The sequence below is a fragment of the Janthinobacterium lividum genome (genome assembly GCF_034424625.1).
GTDB classification, from domain to species: domain Bacteria; phylum Pseudomonadota; class Gammaproteobacteria; order Burkholderiales; family Burkholderiaceae_D; genus Janthinobacterium; species Janthinobacterium lividum.
Map to the genome: position 1 here is coordinate 5511443 of NZ_CP139976.1, position 18476 is coordinate 5529918.

Here is an 18476-nt window from a genome sequence, read left to right on the forward strand (position 1 = left end):
AAATCCCTCTGTTTTGATGATTATTGCGGTGTTAATTGGCCAATGCCTTGCTGACGACTTCCATCACGTCATTCGACAGGCTGGCCTGGCCGGCGACTTTTTCCAGCGCCTCGCGCATGTGGCTTTGCAGCGCGGGCACGTAACGGCGCCAGCGGTCCATGGAGCGCGCCAGGCGGGCCGCCACTTGCGGGTTCAGGGCATCGAGCGCGATGACTTGTTCGGCCCAAAAGGCATAGCCGCTGCCGTCAGCCGCATGGAATTGCGACGGATTGGCGTTGGTGAAATTGAAGATCAGGCTGCGCGCGCGGTTCGGGTTTTTCAGGGTGAAGGCCGGATGCGTCATCAGTTGACGCACGGCTTGCACATCGGTCGATGGCGCGGCCGCCTGCATGGCGAACCACTTGTCGACCACCAGCGCCTCGTTCTCGAAATCGCCATAGAAGCTGGCCAGGGCCGCCTGCGCATGCGGCTGCGAGCCGGAATGAATCAGCGCCGCCAGTGCCGCGGCGCGGTCCGTCATGTTGCCGGCATTGTCGAACTGCAGCCGCGCCAGGTCCAGCTCCGCCGCTGCGGGCGCAATCAGCAGATACGACAGGGCCAGGTTCTTCAGCGCGCGCTTGCCGGCCGACAGGGCGTCCGGGCTGTACTCGCCCGGCGTCTGGTTGGCGTGGTATTGCGCCAGCAGCTCAGGTTTCAGCGCGGCAGCGATGGTGCGGCGCATGAACTGGCGCGCCGCATGGATCGCCTGCGGGTCGACTTGCGCCAGGCGCTCGGCGATGATGGTTTCCGACGGCAGGATCAGGGCCAGCTCGCGGAAGGCAGGATCGAGCGTTTCATCGGCCAGCAAGGCGCGCTGCGCTTCGATGAAGGTGTCGTCCAGCGCCAGCGCTTCGCCTGCGGCGACGGCGCCGGTCAGTTTCAGCAGGCGCTCCATGGCCAGGCGCTGGCCCGCTTCCCAGCGGTTCACGGAATCGCTGTCGTGGCGGAACAGGTGCAGCAGTTCGGCGTCGGTATAGCCGTATTCGAGCACCACGGGCGCGGAAAAGTCGCGCAGCAGCGACGGCACGGGGGCTTGCGTCACATTCGTGAAGCGGAAAGTCTGCGACGCCTGCGTCAATTCCAGCACGACGCTGGTAGCGCCGTTCGATGCCACGCCATCCACGTACAGCGGCAGGTCGCCGCCATCGGCAGCCAGCAGGCCGACGGTGACGGGAATGTGGAACGGCAGTTTCTTCGGCTGGCCCGGCGTGGCGGGGCAGCTTTGCGCCAGGGTCAGCTCGAACGTCTGGCTGGCGGCATCGTAGCGCGTGGAAGCGGTGACGATGGGCGTGCCGGCCTGGCTGTACCAGCGCTCGAACTGGCTGAAGTCGCGGCCATTCGCGTCGGCCATGGCGGCGAGGAAGTCGTCGCACTGGACGGCCTGGCCATCGTGGCGCTCGAAATACAGGTCCATGCCCTTGCGGAAGCCGTCGCGGCCCACGAGGGTCTGGTACATGCGCACCACTTCGGCGCCCTTTTCGTAGATCGTGACCGTATAAAAGTTATTGATCTCGACGAAGGAGTCGGGACGCACGGGATGGGCCATCGGGCCCGCGTCTTCAGGGAACTGCGCCTGGCGCAGGGTGCGCACCTGGTCGATGCGCGTGACGGCGCGGCCCGTATCCGTGCCGATCATGTCGGCCGAGAATTCCTGGTCGCGGAACACCGTCAAGCCTTCCTTCAGCGACAGCTGGAACCAGTCGCGGCACGTCACGCGGTTGCCGGTCCAGTTATGAAAGTATTCATGGCCCACCACCGCTTCGATGCCCGCGTAATCGACGTCCGTCGCCACGCGCGCATTGGCCAGCACATACTTGGTGTTGAAGATGTTCAGCCCCTTGTTTTCCATGGCACCCATGTTGAAGTCGCCCACGGCGACGATCATGAAGCGGTCCAGGTCCAGTTCCAGGCCGAAGCGCTCCTCGTCCCAGCGGATCGAGTTTTTCAGCGACTGCATGGCGTAGTCGGTTTTATCGAGGTTGCCGTCTTCCACCCACACTTGCAGCAGCACTTCGCGGCCCGACTTCAAGGTGTAGCACTCTTCCTGGCACACCAGGCGCGCCGCCACCAGGGCGAACAGGTAGGACGGCTTCTTGAACGGGTCTTCCCACTTGGCGTAATGGCGGCCGTCACCGAGGTCGCCCTCTTCGATCAGGTTGCCGTTCGATAGCAGTACCGGATATTGCTCCTTGTCGGCGCGCAGCATGACTGTGTACTTGGCCATCACGTCCGGGCGGTCCGGGAAGAAGGTGATGCGGCGGAAGCCTTCCGCTTCGCATTGCGTGAAGAAATTATGGTTCGACACGTACAGGCCGGACAGCGAGGTATTGTCCTGCGGCGCCAGCACGGTTTCGATATCGAGCGTAACATCGTCCGGTGCCTTGGGAATGGTCAGCATGCTGGCCGTCAGCTTGTACTGCGACGGCTTGAGCAGCTTGCCGTTCAGGCGGACTTGCACCAGTTCAATATGTTCGCCGTGCAATTCGATGCTGCGGCTGGTGCTGGCCGGGTTGTGGCGCATGCGGATCCGGCTCGCCACCACTGTGCGGGCGGGATCGAGATCGAAACCAAGTTCGACGCTGTCGACCAGGAAGCTGGGCGGCGTGTAATCTTTGCGGTAAATCGTCTGAGGGCTGTCTGTGCGCATAGGGATTTGGGTGGGAGCGGAGGCAAAAGCCTATTTTACCAACACCAGCCCCCGATAGTCGCGATTCAGGCCAGGAATGTTGGATTCCCTTACACGCCGACATGCTCGGTAACATTCTGTAATAATGAATAGAAACAAATAGAACTATTCTTATAATACTAAGCGATGAATTGTGTCTACTATCAGGAGGTCATGCAATGAAACGTTATCTCACCATCATGATGGCCGCATTGACCGTGTTGCTGACCGGATGCGCCACCACCATACGCAGCGACGTCACCGTCTTCCACGAGTGGCCTGCGCAATTGCAGGACAAATCGTATGCGTTTGAAGCGCCAGCGGCGGAAAACGACACGCTGGAATACCGCAGCTACCAGAACCTGGTGCGCGCGGAACTGGCCAAGCACGGCTTCGGCGAAGCTTCCGGCCCGGCGGCAGCCAATTTGCGCGTGGCGATGCAGTTTTCCACCGTCGACTATCCTGAGCGCGTGCTGCAGGCGTCTGATCCATTCTGGTATGGCCCTGGCTACTGGCCTGGCCGCTACGGCTACCGCTACGGCGCGTGGCCAGGCTATGGCCGCTTTGGCTATAACCCCTACTGGTATGGTCCGATGGACATGGAAGAAAGCGTGCGCCACAAATACGAACGCGAATTGCGCGTGACGATCAATGACCGCACCGGCAAGAAACTGTATGACGTGACCGTGCAATCGACCAGCAACAAGCGCGCCACGTCGCAGGTGATGCCGGCCATGGTCGCCAGCGCCTTTGCCGACTTCCCCGGACAAAGCGGCGTTCCCCGCAAGGTGGAAGTCAAGATAGACTGAGAGCGCCAGCCAAAACCTACTGCGCGTCGCGCTTTGCGGCCGGCGATGCTCACCGTACTAAAGTACGGTTGCGCTTCTCGGCCACAAATCACTGCCGCTCGCTACGGTTTTGTCAGGCGCGAGAAGTCTGGAGTACTTTAAAAAAACCGGCTGGTGCAGCGATGCGCAAGCCGGTTTTTTTATGTCTACGAATAATACGCTTCGGCCGCAAACGTCAGCGCGCCGATCAGGGCCACGGCCAATAACAGCACGATCAGCAGGCGGCCGAACTTCGGCGTGCCGTCATCGCTGCCGCTCATGGCACGATGATGGTGGAACCGGTCGTCTTGCGCCCTTCCAGGTCCGTGTGCGCCTGGGCGATATGGGCCAGGCTGTAGCGCTGGTTGATCTCGATCTGCACTTCGCCGCTGCTGACGACGCCGAACAGCGAGGTGGCCATTTCTTCCAGGTTCGCACGGTTCGAGGCATAGCTGAACAGGGCCGGGCGCGTGAGGAACAGCGAGCCGCGCGACGCCAGTTCACTGAGGGTGAAGGCCGGCACGGGACCGGACGCGTTGCCGAAGCTGACCATCATGCCCAGCGGCGCCAGGCAGTCGAGCGAACCCGTAAACGTATCCTTGCCGATGGAATCGTACACCACGGAGACGCCCTTGCCGCCCGTGATCTCGCGCACGCGCTCGACGAAGTTTTCCGTGTTGTAGTTGATGACGTGGGCGGCGCCATGCGCCTTGGCCAGCGCCGCCTTTTCATCGGAACCGGCCGTGCCGATCAGGTTCACACCCAGCACTTTCGCCCACTGGCAGGCGATCAGGCCCACGCCGCCCGCGGCCGCGTGGAACAGGACGGTATCGCCCGCCTTCAGGGCCACCGTGCGGTGGAACAGGTATTGCACCGTCAAGCCTTGCAGCATCATGGCGGCGGCCGTATCGAAAGCGATGCGCTCGGGCAACACCAGCAGCAGCGCCGCCGGCAAGTTGCGCTGCTGCGCATACGCGCCATTGATGCGCGCCGCATACGCCACCCGGTCGCCGATTTTCACTTCCGTGACGCCCTCACCCACTGCCTCGACGATGCCCGCCCCCTCGACACCGAGGCCATTGGGCAGCGGCTGCGGGTACAGGCCAGTGCGGAAATACACGTCGATGAAATTGAGGCCGATGGCCTCGTGTTTCACGCGCGCCTCGCCGGGGCCGGGCGGCGGCAGTTCCACGTCCACGTATTCCATCACATCCGGGCCGCCCACGCGCTGCACGCGGATGGCCTTGGTGGTAATCGTTGCACTCATGCTCATCTCCTTGTCTGGGGAATCAGGCGGCCGCGCTGGCCCGCGCCTGCAACTGCGACAGCACCAGGTGCGCCGAAGACAGATTCGTCGCGCACGCCACGTTGTGCACGTCGCAGGCGCGCACCAGGGCGTTGATGTCCGGCTCGTGCGGCTGCGGCGTCATCGGGTCGCGCAGGAAAATCACGCAATCGATCAAGCCTTCCACCAGCAGCGAGCCGATCTGCAAGTCGCCGCCGAACGGACCGGAATGCTTGCGTTCGACCGCCAGGCCCAGTTCGTTGATCAGGCGGCCGCCCGTGGTGCCCGTGGCCGACAGTTCGCAACCCTTCAAAAAGTCCAGGTATTCGCCCGCCAGGGTAATCATGTCATCTTTTTTCTTGTCGTGGGCAATCAGGGCGATACGTGTTTTCATGGTGAGGACCATTTCAGTGGGTGGAGGAATTATTTCTTTTTCGACAGCAAGTAGATACCGGCCAAGACCAGGCTGGTGCCAGCCAGTTGCCAATTGGTGATCGGTTCATCGAGAATCATGGCGCCCAGGAACAGGGTCGACACGGGACCGATCATGCCCGCTTGCGAGGCGACGGGCGCGCCGATGCGCTCGACGGCGATCATCGTCATGAAGACGGGCATCACCGTGCAAAAGATGCCGTTCAGCAAAGACAAGCCATACACGGGCATGGGCTGGATCAGCAGCTCGACGGGACGCAGGATGAAGAATTGAAAGATGCAGGCAAAGCTGGCCACGCACATCGCATAGCTAACCAGGCGCATCGAGCCGATGCGCTTGACCAGTTCACCCGAGCCCAGCAGATACACGGCATACGCGCAAGCCGAACCCAGCACGAGAGTCGACCCCAGCGCCACATTGCTGGCGCCGCCCTGCAAGTCGTGCACGAACACCAGCACGATGCCGCAATAGGACGTGAACAGTGCCAGCCACTGCAGGCGGCTGATGCGCTGCTTGAAGTACACGGTGGTAATCAGCAGTACGAAGGTGGGCGTAAGGAACAGGATCAAGCGCTCCAGGCCCACGGAAATGTATTGCAGGCCCAGAAAATCCAGATAGCTGGACAGGTAGTAGCCAACGAGGCCCAGCCCGACGAGGCGCAGCCGGTCGCTGGTCGACAGCGGCGGCTCCGTGCGCATCTTCCACCAGGCGATGACGGCGAATACGGGCAGCGAAAAAATCATCCTGAAGGCGATCAGGGTGACGGCGTCGATCTGGTAACGGTACAGCAGCTTGGCGACGATAGCCTTGGTGGAAAACAGCACCGCGCCGCCCACGGCGATGGCCAGGCCACCGAGGTAGACGGAACGGGGAAGCGAGGGAGGAGATACTTGCGGGGAACTGGAGCTCATCTCCAGATTGTAAGGCAAAAGCGACAGGCGGCTGATAAGCCCGACGGCAAAAACCGGGGTCGGACCCTGAGGGTCTGAACCCAGCCCTTGCTTTGGGCTTGACGTTTAATAAATAATTTTAAGACACCACCACCGCCGCCGCGCCCGCCGTCACCGTCGCCGTCGTCACCCGCGCAATCACGTTGCCTGGTGCCGCCGTGCCGATCAGTTTATGCACCTGCTTGAACTGCGCCACCAGCTTGCCCGGCGTCAAAGTAACCACCGTGTAGCCCTGCGCATCCGTATTCAGATGCTTGATCCACGGGTTGTTGCCCAGGCCGGACAATTGCTGCGCCAGGCCCAGCAGGGTTGCGCTGAAGTCAGTGCTCGCTTTCAAGCCGGCCTGCACGGCAGCTACCGTGGCATCGAGCTGCGCCTCCGACACGCCCTTGGCGGCCAGGGCGCCGCGCAGCTGCACGCGCAATTGCTCCAGCAGGCTGTCGATGGTGGGCGCCGCCTTGCCCATGGTGTAGTCGAGCAGGTTGATGTCGAGATTCACCGTGCCCAGGCCCGTGACGGGAATGGCCAGCGGATAGCTGACGAGGGTGCCGATATCGCCCATGCTGCCGGCGGCCGACTTCAGGTAACTGAAGAAGGAATCGGAGCTGACGCCGGCCGACACCAGGTCCACCATGACGGGCGTGCCGCCGCCGGCGGCGTCGAAATCGTCGCTGACCGTGCCCGCAAAAAACGAGTGGATATCGCCCGTAATCGCCACCACGTTGCCGATGGCATTGTTTTTCAGGTGCGCCATCAAATTCTTGCGCTCGCTGTTGTAGCCATCCCACTGGTCGCAATTGAGCAGGAAGCGCGTGAAGAATGGCGCCAGCGCCGCCTGCTGGCCGGAAGCGGCGACAAAGCTTGACGCGGCGCCCTTGGCCTGCACGTCGGGCTTGATCCAGCCGAAGGCGATCACTTGCGCGGCGGCGGCCGGCGAGCCGCTGTTGTAGGCGGCCACCGTGATGCCGGCCTGGGCCGCGCTCAAGCCGGCGCCCACGGCGGCGGCGCCCTGCGCGCCTGCATTGGTTGCCGCGCCGGCAATCGCTATGGCCGCCGCTTGCGCCACGGTCGCCGATGCGCCTGCCGTCGAAGCGGCCACGATGCCTGAGGCCAGCGGCACGCTGCCGCCCACCAGTGGCAGGGTGCTGGCGATGGCCTTGCCCACGTTCACCATGGCGCTCAGGGCCAGCAAGGTGGCGATCGCATCCGTGCCATTCAAGCCCATGCGCAGCAATGACACTTCATTGCCCCACAGCTTCCAGGTAGAGGTCGCTGCCTTCATCTTGCTTTTCCACCAGTCGCGCTGGGTCGTGCCCAGCATGCCGACGGCAGCCAGCGGGTCGGCGCCGGCCTTGGTGGCGGCGGCCATCTTCTGCCCTTCCACGCTGTCGAACAACGCTTGCGGCACCAGATAGCGGCTGCCGATGCTGCCCAGCGGCTTGCCCGTGGCGGGGTTGATGGTCGATTCCGCGATCGCATGGTCGGCGCGGTACAGGCGCTCGTCCGTCATCACCAGCTGCATCAGTTTGCCGAACTGGAAATCGCGGTAGATCTGGATATTCTGGAACGTTGTCGCGGCGGCATCGAACGTGACGTCGGCCGGCATGTATTCGAACCACGCCTGGTTGGCGCTGCGGCGGCGGGCCGGCTGGTGCAAATCGCTGCCGTCGGCGGCCACGATGCCCTCGTAGGTGGACGCGTCCTGCCAGGCGTCGTCCGTGAATTCGTGATCATCCCAGATGGCGATGAAGGCAAAGCGCTCGTGCACGGCTTGCAGGCGCGCATCGGTGCGGTATTTCTTGTACAGGTAGCGGTAATCGGCCACCGTGGTGGCATATTTCGCGCCGGACGTGCCGCTTTTATACGTGCCGTCCGGCAGTTTCAGCTGGTCGTGGCGGCTTTCCACGGCGCCGCTCTGGAAGGCCTCGCCCACCGTTTCATAGATGTAGTCGCCCAGGTGGACGATGAAATCCAGGTTTTCATTGGCGGCGATGTGCGACAGCGCGCCCCAGTGGTTGATGCTCCAGTCCTGGCACGTCAGGTAGGCGAACTGCAGCTGCGGCACGTCGGCCGTGGCGGCGGGCGCCGTCTTGAAGCGGCCCACGTTCGAGCGCACGTCGCCGGCGATGAACTGGTAAAAATACACCTGGCCCGGCTGCAAGCCCGTCACCTTGTGGCGCAGGGTATTGTCGAAATCGGCTTTCAGCGGCAGCTTGGCATCGACGATGGGCGTGCCGGCCAGGGCCGTATTGCCGCCCAGGGCGGCCGTATTGTCGCTGGCGCTGACGATCAGGCGTACGGCAACCTCATCCTTGCCGGCCACGGCGGGCGCGACGGCATCGAAACTGGCGGGCACGACGCGCGTCCACAGCATGGCGCTGTCGGCGCGCGGGTCGCCCGAGGCCACGCTTTGCGGGAATTTCCAGTCGCTGCCCGAGGCCAGCGGCACGCCAGGATCGCTGTAATCGGTGCTGCCGCAGGCGGCGAGGCCGGCGGTCGCCACGGAGACCGTGATAAAGCCGCCCAATTTCAGAAATTGCCGCCTATCCATTTGACTTGCCATGATGTCGCGCCCTCGATATGGTGAAAGCGCGTCACTTTAGCAACAGATTGTGTCATCCTGATGACGGGGCCATGCCGCTTCGCAGGGGGCCGATATGCTAAAATGTCGGCCACAATTGAACACCCGTCTAAGGAAGATTCGACATGGCAGGACATAGCAAATGGGCCAACATCAAGCATAAAAAGGCTGCCACCGATGCCAAGCGCGGCAAAATCTGGACGCGCCTGATCAAGGAAATCACGGTCGCGGCCCGCATGGGCGGCACCGACGCCATCACCAATCCGCGCCTGCGCCTGGCGGTCGACAAGGCGGCCGATGCGAACATGCCAAAAGACAACGTCCAGCGCGCGATCAACCGCGGCAGCGGCGGCGTCGACGGCGCCAACTACGAGGAAGTGCGCTACGAAGGCTACGGCGTGGGCGGCGCAGCCGTCATCGTCGAATGCATGACCGACAACAAGGTGCGCACGGTGGCAGAGGTGCGCAACGCCTTCAACAAGAATGGCGGCAACATGGGCAATGAAGGCTCGGTTGCCTTCATGTTCCAGCACTGCGGCCAGTTGCTGTTCGCGCCGGGCACCGACGAAGACAAACTGATGGAAGCGGCACTGGAAGCGGGCGCCGACGACGTCATCGCCGATGAAGAGGGCGGCTTCGAAGTGGTCACTCCCGTGCACGATTTCGCCACCGTCAAGGAAGCGCTGGAAGCGGCCGGCTTCAAGGCCGAAGTGGCCGAAGTCATCATGAAGCCGGCGACGGAAACCGTCTACGCGGGCGACGACGCCATCAAGATGCAAAAGCTGATCGATGCGCTGGAACTGCTGGACGATGTCCAGGAAGTGTTTACGAACGCCCTGATCGAGAACTAAGCAACAACATCAAGGGCGGCACCGCCGCCCTGCAACCCACATTGAACGAACGGTACCTATGAAAATTCTGGTAGTCGGCTCTGGCGGCCGCGAACACGCCCTGGCCTGGAAACTGGCCCAGTCCGAACGCATACAGATGGTGTATGTTGCGCCGGGCAATGGCGGCACCGCGCGCGATGCGCGCCTGGTCAATCTCGACATCAGCGACCCGCAATTGCTGGCCGATTTCGTTCAACAGGAACACATCGGCCTCACGGTCGTCGGTCCGGAAGTGCCGCTGGCGGCGGGCATCGTCAACCTGTTCCGCTCGCGCGGCCTGAAAATCTTCGGCCCGACGAAAGAAGCGGCGCAGCTGGAATCGTCGAAGGACTTCGCCAAGGCCTTCATGCAGCGCCACGGCATCCCGACAGCCGCCTACCAGACGTTTTCCGACGTCGCTCCCGCGCACGCCTACATCGACGCCATGGGCGCACCCATCGTCATCAAGGCCGACGGCCTGGCCGCCGGCAAGGGCGTCGTCGTCGCCATGACCCTGGAAGAAGCACACCAGGCGGTCGACATGATGCTGGCCGATAACCAGTTCGGCGACGCCGGCGCGCGCATCGTCATCGAGGAATTCCTCGCCGGCGAAGAAGCGAGCTTCATCGTCATGTGCGACGGCAAGAACATCCTGCCGCTGGCCACCAGCCAGGACCATAAGCGCCTGAAGGACCACGACCAGGGCCCGAACACGGGCGGCATGGGCGCGTATTCGCCGGCGCCTATCGTCACGCCGGCCATGCATGCGCGCGTCATGCGCGAAATCATCGTGCCGACCATCCAGGGCATGGCCAAGGATGGCATCACGTTCACGGGCTTCCTGTACGCGGGCCTGATGATCGACGACAAGGGCACGCCGAAGACGCTGGAATTCAACTGCCGCATGGGCGACCCGGAAACGCAGCCGATCATGGCGCGCCTGAAAACCGACCTGGTCACCGTCATGGAGCACGCCGTCAACGGCACGCTCGACGCCGTGGAACTGGAATGGGACCGCCGCACGGCCGTCGGCGTCGTCATGGCTGCCGCCGGCTACCCGGACGATCCTGTCAAAGGCACGTCCATCGGCGACATCCCGGCCGAAACCGTCGATTCCGTCACCTTCCATGCGGGCACCCGCATCGAAGGCGAACGCCTGGTCACCAACGGCGGCCGCGTGCTGTGCGTGGTGGGCCTGGGCGACAGCATCAAGATGGCGCAGAAGCAGGCGTATGAAACCGTGGAAAAGATCCATTTCGACGGCGCCCAGTACCGCCGCGACATCGGCTGGCGCGGTCTGAAGCATTGATCGCCCCATAACGATCACACGGCGGGCCGGCGCGGAATGCATCCGCCCCGGCCCGTTTTCATTTTGATCGCCCCACATTCCTCGCCATGACCATTCCACCCGGCCTTGCCGCACCACACCGCGATGCCCCGGTGAGCCCCCTGGCATGGCTGACGCTTGCCTTGCTGCTCGTTGCCGGCCTGGCCTGGTACTGGTTCAGCAGCTATGCCGTACCACGCTGTGATACCAGACAAACCGTGGCCGCGGTCACGGATGGCAAATTCAGCCTGCACGCTATCAAGCAGGCCGGCTATGCCTGGTCGCAAAAAACCCGTGGCTGCCTGGCTACCGTCATCCAGGACAGCAAGCCGATGCAATACGCCTGGACCATTTCGCGCGTGGAAGGCCGCCGCAAAAGCCGGCTGGAGTATGACCATGCGCATCCGGGCATCGTGCAAGCGCGCTTTGCCGACATCGCCTGGCATGGCGGCTTTGCGCAGCAGGGCCAGCCCATCGGGCGCGATGTGCTGAAGAATGCGATGCTGGCCGGCATGGATGCACTGCGCGGCAAGCCGCTCTACCATGTCAATCTCAACGCGGTGGTGTCGCCGCAGCACTACCGTGAAATCGGCGATATTGAAGCGCTGGGACCATGCAAGGAAGTATTGCCCGGCGTAGTTTCCTGCCGCCTGCTGCTGGCCCGCAACGACCTTGCGCCCGCTGCCGCAACAAAGGTGCTGGCAGTGTCGGTACTGCAACAAGGCGACTTTACTTTCCAGCGCAGCGAGGATGGCAAGAACTGGTCGGTAACACCGCGGTTCAGGACAGAACTGGAGCAGGCGCAACTTCAATAGTGCGCTGGAGAAACGAGATTACATTGTAAAATTTACCATCTTGATTCTTCACAAACCCACTCCCGATGACAAGCAATCCACCTGTGCCCACGCATACTTCCGTCGAGGCGCTGCATGTGCTGAAGCTGCTCACGCGCCGCCAGCGCGACGCGGCCGGCAATGGCTGGTCGGTGACGCCGCAATTTGCCGGCGAACCGCGCCTGGCCAAAGTAAAAGAGTAAGTCCATGCAGATCGAACCGCCCCACGCATCGCTGGACCAGCTGCACCAGCTTGGCCTGATCACCGCGCAGGAACTGGACGAGGCCAACTCGGAACGCGATGTCGCCGCCCATGAGCGCCTGCACCCGCCCGAGGATCCCGTCGACATGCCGGAACTGGCGCAGGACGCCGATCTGGCCAGCACCCTGGGCTGGCTGCTGCTGACCGATCTGCTGCCCAAGAATGACTTCGACAAGCGCGTGGCCAAACTGCCACCCCGGCAACAGGCACTGGCAGCAGAGGGAGTGCGGCACTACAACCGCCGCGAGGTCAACGCCTTGTACGAGCTCGATTTGCTGAACCAGTTCCAGCGCGATGCGGCACACGCGGCGGCGCCAGCCGACCGCATGTTTTATACGCCCTGGATCGCCATGCGCTGGCTGGTGGTAAACAACATCCTGCCGACGGCGCAGTTCGAAGCGCTGGAAGTGCACGTGCGTGAACATGGCAGCGAACTGGCGCGCGACATCATGGAAGCGTCCAGGCTGCGCCATGGTCACGACCGCATCCCGTACAAGCGCCCACCGGCCTGGAAAGGCGCGCTGATCGTGCTGGGGCTGATCCTGGTCATGTCCGTCGTGTACGGCGTGCTTACCGGAAGCCTGCAGCCATGAGCACCGATCCACGCCTGCTGCCGCTGGCAGAACTGCTGCGCCTCGGCCTGATCACCAGCGACGAATACGACGATACGCTGGCCGAACTGGAGATCATCGACCTGCAGCGCGCGCACAATGCCGCCGAAGACATTGATGTGCCGGAGCTGGCGATGAATGCCGACCAGATCGGGACGCTGGCCTGGCTGCTGAGCGCCGAGCTCGTGCCCGAGGACCGTTTTTTCAAGATGCTGCGCAAGCTGCCCGCCGATGAACCACGCCGGCACCTGGCCAGCGCCGCGCTGCAGCAGGTGAACCGGCAGGCGGTCGACGCGCTGTACCAGCAGAACCTGATCAACCCGTGGCAGCGCGACGCCGCCCACGACAGCCTGCCAGCCGGTCACCTGGCCGCCACGCCCGTCGCGGCCTTGCGGCATATGCTGAAACAGGGCACGCTATCGCCGCTGCAATACCAGGAGCTGCAAGCGCGCACGCGCACGCACGGCTCGCCACTGGCGCGCGTGATCGTCGATGCTGCCGGCAAACCGCCGGTTCAGTATGGCCGGCGCGCCGCGCGCCCGTTCAACGTCCTGATGATAGTGCTGATGCTGCTAATGCTGATGCTCGTGGCGATTGTGGGGCCGTTGTGGTTCAAGCGCGAGCAGCCAACGCCTGCGGCACCGCTGGCGCAGCCGGCCGACACGGTGGAACGCGACGACCGGCAGCAGCGTGCCGCGCAAGCACTCGATGCCGCCCGCCAGCCGGGCCATGAGAGCGTGCAATACGATGTCCATGTGGTGCAGGACAAGCCGCCTCGGTAAAGCAGGGTCGGCAACAGCAGCGCCGGTTTTGCTATCACAAAAATCCGTAACAGGGTACAATCCGTCCTTACTTTTTTATTTCGGCCTCGTCGGCCCACGCGATGTCGTCAACTCCCTCTCCTTCGGCCGTCAAGGCCTATTTGCTCGATTTGCAAAGCCGTATCGTGCAGGCACTCGAAGCGCAGGACGGCAAGCCCTTCCTGACCGATGCCTGGCAGCGCCCCGAGGGCGGCGGCGGCATTTCGCGGCTGATCGAGGAAGGCAATGTATTCGAGCGGGGCGGCGTGAACTTTTCGCACGTTACCGGCGCCGCATTGCCGCCATCGGCAGCGGCCGCGCGCCCTGAACTGGGCGGCAAGGCGTGGGAAGCGATGGGCGTGTCGCTGGTGCTGCATCCGCGTAATCCGTATGCGCCGACGGTGCACATGAATGTGCGGTTTTTCAGCACCGTCAATGCCGATGGCGAACCCGTATGGTGGTTCGGCGGCGGCATGGACCTGACGCCGTATTATGGCGACGCGGGCGACGTGAAGCACTTCCACCAGGTGTGCCATGATGCGCTGGCGCCGTTTGGCGACGAACTGCATCCGAAGTTCAAGCAGTGGTGCGACGATTATTTCTACCTGAAGCACCGGCGCGAAGCGCGTGGCGCCGGTGGCATCTTCTTCGACGATTTCAATGCCCTGGGCTTTGACGACAGCTTTGCGATGATGCGCAGCGCCGGCGACGCTTTCGTCAAGGCCTATGTGCCGATCCTGGCGCGCCGCAAGGACACGCCCTACGGCGAACGCGAACGCGATTTCCAGTGCTACCGGCGCGGACGCTATGTCGAGTTCAACCTGGTGTTCGACCGCGGCACCCTGTTCGGCCTGCAGTCGGGCGGACGCACCGAGGCGATCCTGATGTCGATGCCGCCCGTGGTCAAGTGGCGCTACGACTGGCACCCGGAAGCGGGCAGTCCCGAAGCGGCGTTGTATACTGACTTCCTCGTGCATCGCGACTGGCTGCAGGCGTGACCGGAGTTAGCACGACGCATGGCATCGCCGGCAATACCCCATGCGTGGCGCTGCTGGGCGGCAGCTACGATCCGGTGCATATGGGCCATGTCGCGCTGGGCACGCATTTTTCCAGCCTGCTGCACGCCGATGAACTGCGCGTGATTCCGGCCGGCGCGCCCTGGCAAAAGGGCAACCTGGGCGCCACCGGCCAACAGCGCGCCGAGATGGCCGGCCTGGCGTTTGCCGGCCTGCCCGTGCCGGTCGTGATCGACCGCCAGGAAATCGAGCGCAGCGAACATGGCCAGGCCAGCTACACCATCGATACCTTGCGCCAGGTACGCGCCGAGCTGGGAGCGCGCGCATCCATCGTTTTCCTGATGGGCGCCGACCAGCTGCAGCGGCTCGCGACATGGCGCGAATGGCAGCAATTATTTGAATACGCGCATATCTGCGTCGCGGCCCGCCCCGGCTTCGCGCTGAATGACACCGCAGTGCCACAAGTGGTCGCCGAAGAATTTTCGCGCCGCCTGGGGTCACTGGAAAGCATCCGCAACACGCCGCACGGTCTGACTTATCTGGCACAGGACTTCGCGGTGGATATCTCCGCCACCGAAATACGTGCGGCATTACAACGGGGGAATCGGGCAAACTCGCTTGTTTCCCCGCTAGTGCTAGACTATATTGAACAACATAATTTATACAAAAGCTAAATGGACATCAAAAAACTGCAAACCCTCGTCGTTGACGCCCTTGAAGACGTCAAAGGCCAAGACATCGCCGTCTTCGAAACGAGTCACCTGACCAGCCTGTTCGACCGCATCGCGATCGTTTCCGGTACCTCGAACCGTCAAACCAAGGCGCTGGCCGCCTCGGTGCGCAACAAGGTCAAGGACGCCGGCGGCGACATCATCGGCATGGAAGGCGAGGAAACGGGTGAATGGGTGCTGGTCGATCTGGGCGACATGATCGTCCACATCATGCAAGCGCCTATCCGCGCCTACTACCGCCTGGAAGAAATCTGGGGCGACACGCCGGTCAAGCTGGGTGCCGCCAAGCGCGCGCCGAAAAAAGCGGCCGGCGACGAGCCGAAAAAGGTCAGCGGCCATCTGGCAGCGAGCAAGGCCAATGTGGAAGCTTCGCCCGTGATCGAGAAAAAGACACCGGCCAAGAAAGCCACGGCCGCCACCGCCGCCAAGAAAGCCCCGGCGAAAAAAGCCACCGCTTCCAAAGCTGTCGGCAAGACCGTGAAAGTCGCGCCAACCAAGACCGAAGCGGCTGCCGTGAAAGCCTTGAAAGCGCTGCCAGAGAAAAAAGTGCGCGCCCCACGCGCGGCCAAGCCGGCAGCCGATGCTGCACCGGCAAAAACCGTGATCAAGCGTATCAAAAAAGTCGAAGCGTAAGCCTCGATGCAGCTCATCATCGCTGCGGTCGGCCATAAAATGCCGGCCTGGATAGAGACGGGCTTCGCGGAATACGCGAAGCGCATGCCGCCGGAATTGCGCATCGTGCTGAAAGAAATCAAGCCGGTGGAGCGTTCCGGCAGCAAGACCGCCGCCACGGCGATGGCGCTGGAACGCGAACGCATCGAAGCCGTCCTGCCCAAGGGCGTGCGCATCATCGCGCTCGACGAACGCGGCAAGGACCTGACCAGTGTCGGCCTGTCGCAGCAGTTGATGGCGTGGCAGCAGGATGGCCGCGACACCGCCTTCCTGATCGGCGGCGCCGACGGCCTCGATCCGCAACTCAAGGCACGTGCCGAAGGCATGCTGCGCATTTCCAGCATGACCCTGCCGCACGGCGTGGTGCGCGTGATCCTCGCCGAGCAGCTGTATCGTGCCTGGTCGATCACGCAAAACCACCCCTATCACCGCGTCTGAACTCCCCCATGAAAACGGCTGATCACAAGATCTACCTTGCCTCCAAAAGCCCGCGACGGCGCGAACTGCTGCGCCAGATCGGCATCGATTTCGAATTGCTGCTGCTGCGCAGCGACGGCCCGCGCGGCGCCGACGTCACAGAGGAAGTCCTGCCCGGCGAATCGGCGCTCGACTATGTCGCCCGCGTATCGAATGAAAAAGCCGCCTTCGCCTGGGACCTGGTGCGCCGCCGCCACCTGACCCCGCGCCCCGTGCTGGCAGCCGACACCACCGTCACCATCGACGGCATCATCCTCGGCAAGCCGGCCGACCGCCTTGAGGCCGTGGCGATGCTGCAGCAGCTGTCGGGCCGCACGCACGAGGTGCTCACCTCGATCGCCGTGCACTACAAGGATTTCGCCGAGCAGCGCACGCAGGTGTCGCAAGTGCGCTTCGGCGTGCTCTCGCCGGCCTCCATCGCCGCCTACTGCGCCACGCCCGAGCCCTACGACAAGGCCGGCGGCTACGGCATCCAGGGCAGCGCCGCCCTGTTCGTCGAGCATATCGAAGGCAGCCATTCCGGCATCATGGGCCTGCCCCTGTACGAGACGGCGCAATTGCTGCGTGAAGCAGGTTTGCCCCTGCCCTGATCCCGGGTATGATGTCATTCGTCGCCTCCACTTCCCCGCCTCCATGAACGAAGACATCCTGATCAATATCACGCCGCAAGAAACGCGCGTCGCCCTCATCCTGCAGGGCGCCGTGCAGGAATTGCACATCGAGCGCACGCTCACGCGCGGCCTGGCCGGCAATGTGTATTCCGGCAAAGTGGTACGGGTGCTGCCGGGCATGCAGTCGGCCTTCATCGACATCGGCCTGGAGCGCGCCGCCTTCCTGCACGTGGCCGACATCTGGGAAGCGCGCGGCCACGACGGCCAGAATGCGACACCGGCGCCGATCGAAAAAATCCTCTTCGACGGCCAGGTGCTGACGGTGCAGGTGATCAAGGACCCGATCGGCACCAAGGGCGCGCGCCTGTCGACGCAGATTTCCATCGCCGGACGCATGCTGGTGTACCTGCCCCAGGACAAGCACATCGGCATCTCGCAGAAGATCGAAAAGGAAGCGGAGCGCGAGCAGTTGCGCGTGCGCCTGCAAAGCCTGCTGCCTGCCGATGAAAAGGGCGGCTACATCGTACGCACCATGGCCGAGGATGCGTCCGACGCGGACTTGAAGGCGGACGTCGACTATCTGCGCAAGACCTGGAGCACGATCACGCACGGTGCGCGCACGCGTCCCGCCACCAGCCTGCTGCACCAGGACTTGAGCCTGGCGCAGCGCGTGCTGCGCGACTTCGTCGGCGATGAAACGGCCACCATCCAGGTCGATTCGCGCGAGAACTACGTTAAATTGCGCGAATTCGCGGAAATCTACACGCCCAGCGAACTGACGCGCCTGCAGCACTACACGGGCGAGCGCCCGCTGTTCGACCTGTATGGCGTGGAAGAAGAGATCCTGCGCGCACTGGGCCGCCGGGTCGACCTGAAATCGGGCGGCTACCTGATCGTCGACCAGACGGAAGCGATGACCACCATCGACGTCAACACGGGCGGCTTTGTCGGCGGGCGCAACTTCGCCGACACGATTTTCAAGACCAACCTGGAAGCGGCGCACGCCATTGCGCGCCAGCTGCGCCTGCGCAACCTGGGCGGCATCATCATCCTCGACTTCATCGACATGGACAATGCCGAGCACCGCAACGCCGTGCTGGCCGAACTGAAACGCACGCTGTCGCGCGACCGCACCAAGGTTTCGGTGAGCAACTTCTCGCCACTGGGCCTGGTGGAAATGACACGCAAGCGCACGCGCGAATCGCTGGCCCACATCCTGTGCGAACCCTGCCCCGCCTGCGCCGGCAAGGGACAAGTCAAGACCTCGCGCACGATCTGCTATGAAATCCTGCGCGAACTGCTGCGCGAGGCGAAACAGTTCAACCCGCGCGAATTCCGCATCCTCGCCTCGCAGGAGGTGGTCGATCTGTTCCTCGAAGAAGAATCGCAGCACCTGGCCATGCTCGGTGATTTCATCGGCAAGAAAATTTCGCTGCAGGTGGAGAATGCCTACCACCAGGAGCAGTACGACGTGATCCTGATGTAGT

The 18476-nt window shown here is 63.1% G+C and carries 18 protein-coding genes; 13 read left to right on the forward strand and 5 right to left on the reverse strand.

Features of this window, described 5'->3' with window-relative positions:
• Positions 1-31: 31 nt before the first annotated feature.
• Positions 32-2686, reverse strand: a complete 2655-nt coding sequence (gene pepN / locus U0004_RS24850; protein WP_070254263.1) for an aminopeptidase N — start codon at positions 2684-2686, stop codon at positions 32-34.
• 197 nt (positions 2687-2883) lie between these two features.
• Between pepN and U0004_RS24855 the strand changes: the two genes are divergently transcribed.
• A complete protein-coding gene (locus tag U0004_RS24855) occupies positions 2884-3513 on the forward strand; it encodes a DUF4136 domain-containing protein (protein ID WP_070254264.1) in 630 nt (209 codons plus the stop codon).
• 295 nt (positions 3514-3808) lie between these two features.
• Here U0004_RS24855 and U0004_RS24860 read toward each other — a convergent pair whose 3' ends face one another.
• The 4 genes from U0004_RS24860 to U0004_RS24875 all read right to left on the reverse strand — a co-directional run bounded on the left by U0004_RS24860 (position 3809) and on the right by U0004_RS24875 (position 8750).
• Complete coding sequence (locus U0004_RS24860) at positions 3809-4798, reverse strand: quinone oxidoreductase family protein (protein ID WP_070254265.1); 990 nt, start codon at positions 4796-4798, stop codon at positions 3809-3811.
• 22 nt (positions 4799-4820) lie between these two features.
• A complete protein-coding gene (locus U0004_RS24865; RefSeq protein ID WP_034786684.1) occupies positions 4821-5210 on the reverse strand; it encodes a methylglyoxal synthase in 390 nt (129 codons plus the stop codon).
• Positions 5211-5239: 29 nt separating this feature from the next.
• Positions 5240-6160 (reverse strand): DMT family transporter, encoded by a 921-nt coding sequence (locus U0004_RS24870; RefSeq protein WP_070254266.1) that lies wholly within the window; start codon positions 6158-6160, stop codon positions 5240-5242.
• A gap of 118 nt (positions 6161-6278) precedes the next feature.
• Positions 6279-8750, reverse strand: coding sequence for an alkaline phosphatase D family protein (locus tag U0004_RS24875; protein ID WP_070254267.1), 2472 nt, complete (start codon positions 8748-8750; stop codon positions 6279-6281).
• Between the two features lie 155 nt (positions 8751-8905).
• Here U0004_RS24875 and U0004_RS24880 point away from each other — a divergent pair, with 155 nt between their 5' ends.
• The 12 genes from U0004_RS24880 (at position 8906) to rng (ending at position 18475) form a co-directional block, all read left to right on the forward strand.
• Entirely contained in the window at positions 8906-9631 is a 726-nt protein-coding gene (locus tag U0004_RS24880) for a YebC/PmpR family DNA-binding transcriptional regulator (protein ID WP_070254268.1), read from the forward strand.
• Between the two features lie 58 nt (positions 9632-9689).
• A complete protein-coding gene (purD, locus tag U0004_RS24885) occupies positions 9690-10958 on the forward strand; it encodes a phosphoribosylamine--glycine ligase (RefSeq protein WP_070254269.1) in 1269 nt (422 codons plus the stop codon).
• Between the two features lie 86 nt (positions 10959-11044).
• Positions 11045-11791 (forward strand): hypothetical protein, encoded by a 747-nt coding sequence (locus tag U0004_RS24890; protein ID WP_139144087.1) that lies wholly within the window; start codon positions 11045-11047, stop codon positions 11789-11791.
• Positions 11792-11874: 83 nt separating this feature from the next.
• Positions 11875-12012 carry a hypothetical protein gene (locus tag U0004_RS24895; RefSeq protein ID WP_167468696.1) on the forward strand — a complete coding sequence of 46 codons (138 nt, stop codon included), beginning with the start codon at positions 11875-11877 and terminating at the stop codon, positions 12010-12012.
• Positions 12013-12016: 4 nt separating this feature from the next.
• Positions 12017-12664 (forward strand): hypothetical protein, encoded by a 648-nt coding sequence (locus U0004_RS24900; protein WP_070254271.1) that lies wholly within the window; start codon positions 12017-12019, stop codon positions 12662-12664.
• On the forward strand, positions 12661-13464 hold the full coding sequence (locus U0004_RS24905) for a hypothetical protein (RefSeq protein ID WP_070254272.1): 804 nt from the start codon (positions 12661-12663) through the stop codon (positions 13462-13464). The genes U0004_RS24900 and U0004_RS24905 overlap by 4 nt, the downstream gene beginning before the upstream one ends.
• Positions 13465-13565: 101 nt before the next feature.
• A complete protein-coding gene (gene hemF, locus U0004_RS24910; RefSeq protein ID WP_034786480.1) occupies positions 13566-14480 on the forward strand; it encodes an oxygen-dependent coproporphyrinogen oxidase in 915 nt (304 codons plus the stop codon).
• Between the two features lie 44 nt (positions 14481-14524).
• Positions 14525-15172, forward strand: a complete 648-nt coding sequence (gene nadD / locus U0004_RS24915; protein ID WP_225317413.1) for a nicotinate (nicotinamide) nucleotide adenylyltransferase — start codon at positions 14525-14527, stop codon at positions 15170-15172.
• Positions 15173-15862, forward strand: coding sequence for a ribosome silencing factor (gene rsfS, locus U0004_RS24920; RefSeq protein WP_034786479.1), 690 nt, complete (start codon positions 15173-15175; stop codon positions 15860-15862).
• 6 nt (positions 15863-15868) lie between these two features.
• Positions 15869-16339 carry a 23S rRNA (pseudouridine(1915)-N(3))-methyltransferase RlmH gene (gene rlmH / locus U0004_RS24925; RefSeq protein WP_034747108.1) on the forward strand — a complete coding sequence of 157 codons (471 nt, stop codon included), beginning with the start codon at positions 15869-15871 and terminating at the stop codon, positions 16337-16339.
• Positions 16340-16347: 8 nt separating this feature from the next.
• Entirely contained in the window at positions 16348-16968 is a 621-nt protein-coding gene (locus U0004_RS24930) for a Maf family protein (RefSeq protein ID WP_034786478.1), read from the forward strand.
• A gap of 43 nt (positions 16969-17011) precedes the next feature.
• Positions 17012-18475 (forward strand): ribonuclease G, encoded by a 1464-nt coding sequence (gene rng, locus U0004_RS24935; RefSeq protein ID WP_070254273.1) that lies wholly within the window; start codon positions 17012-17014, stop codon positions 18473-18475.
• Position 18476: the final 1 nt, after the last annotated feature.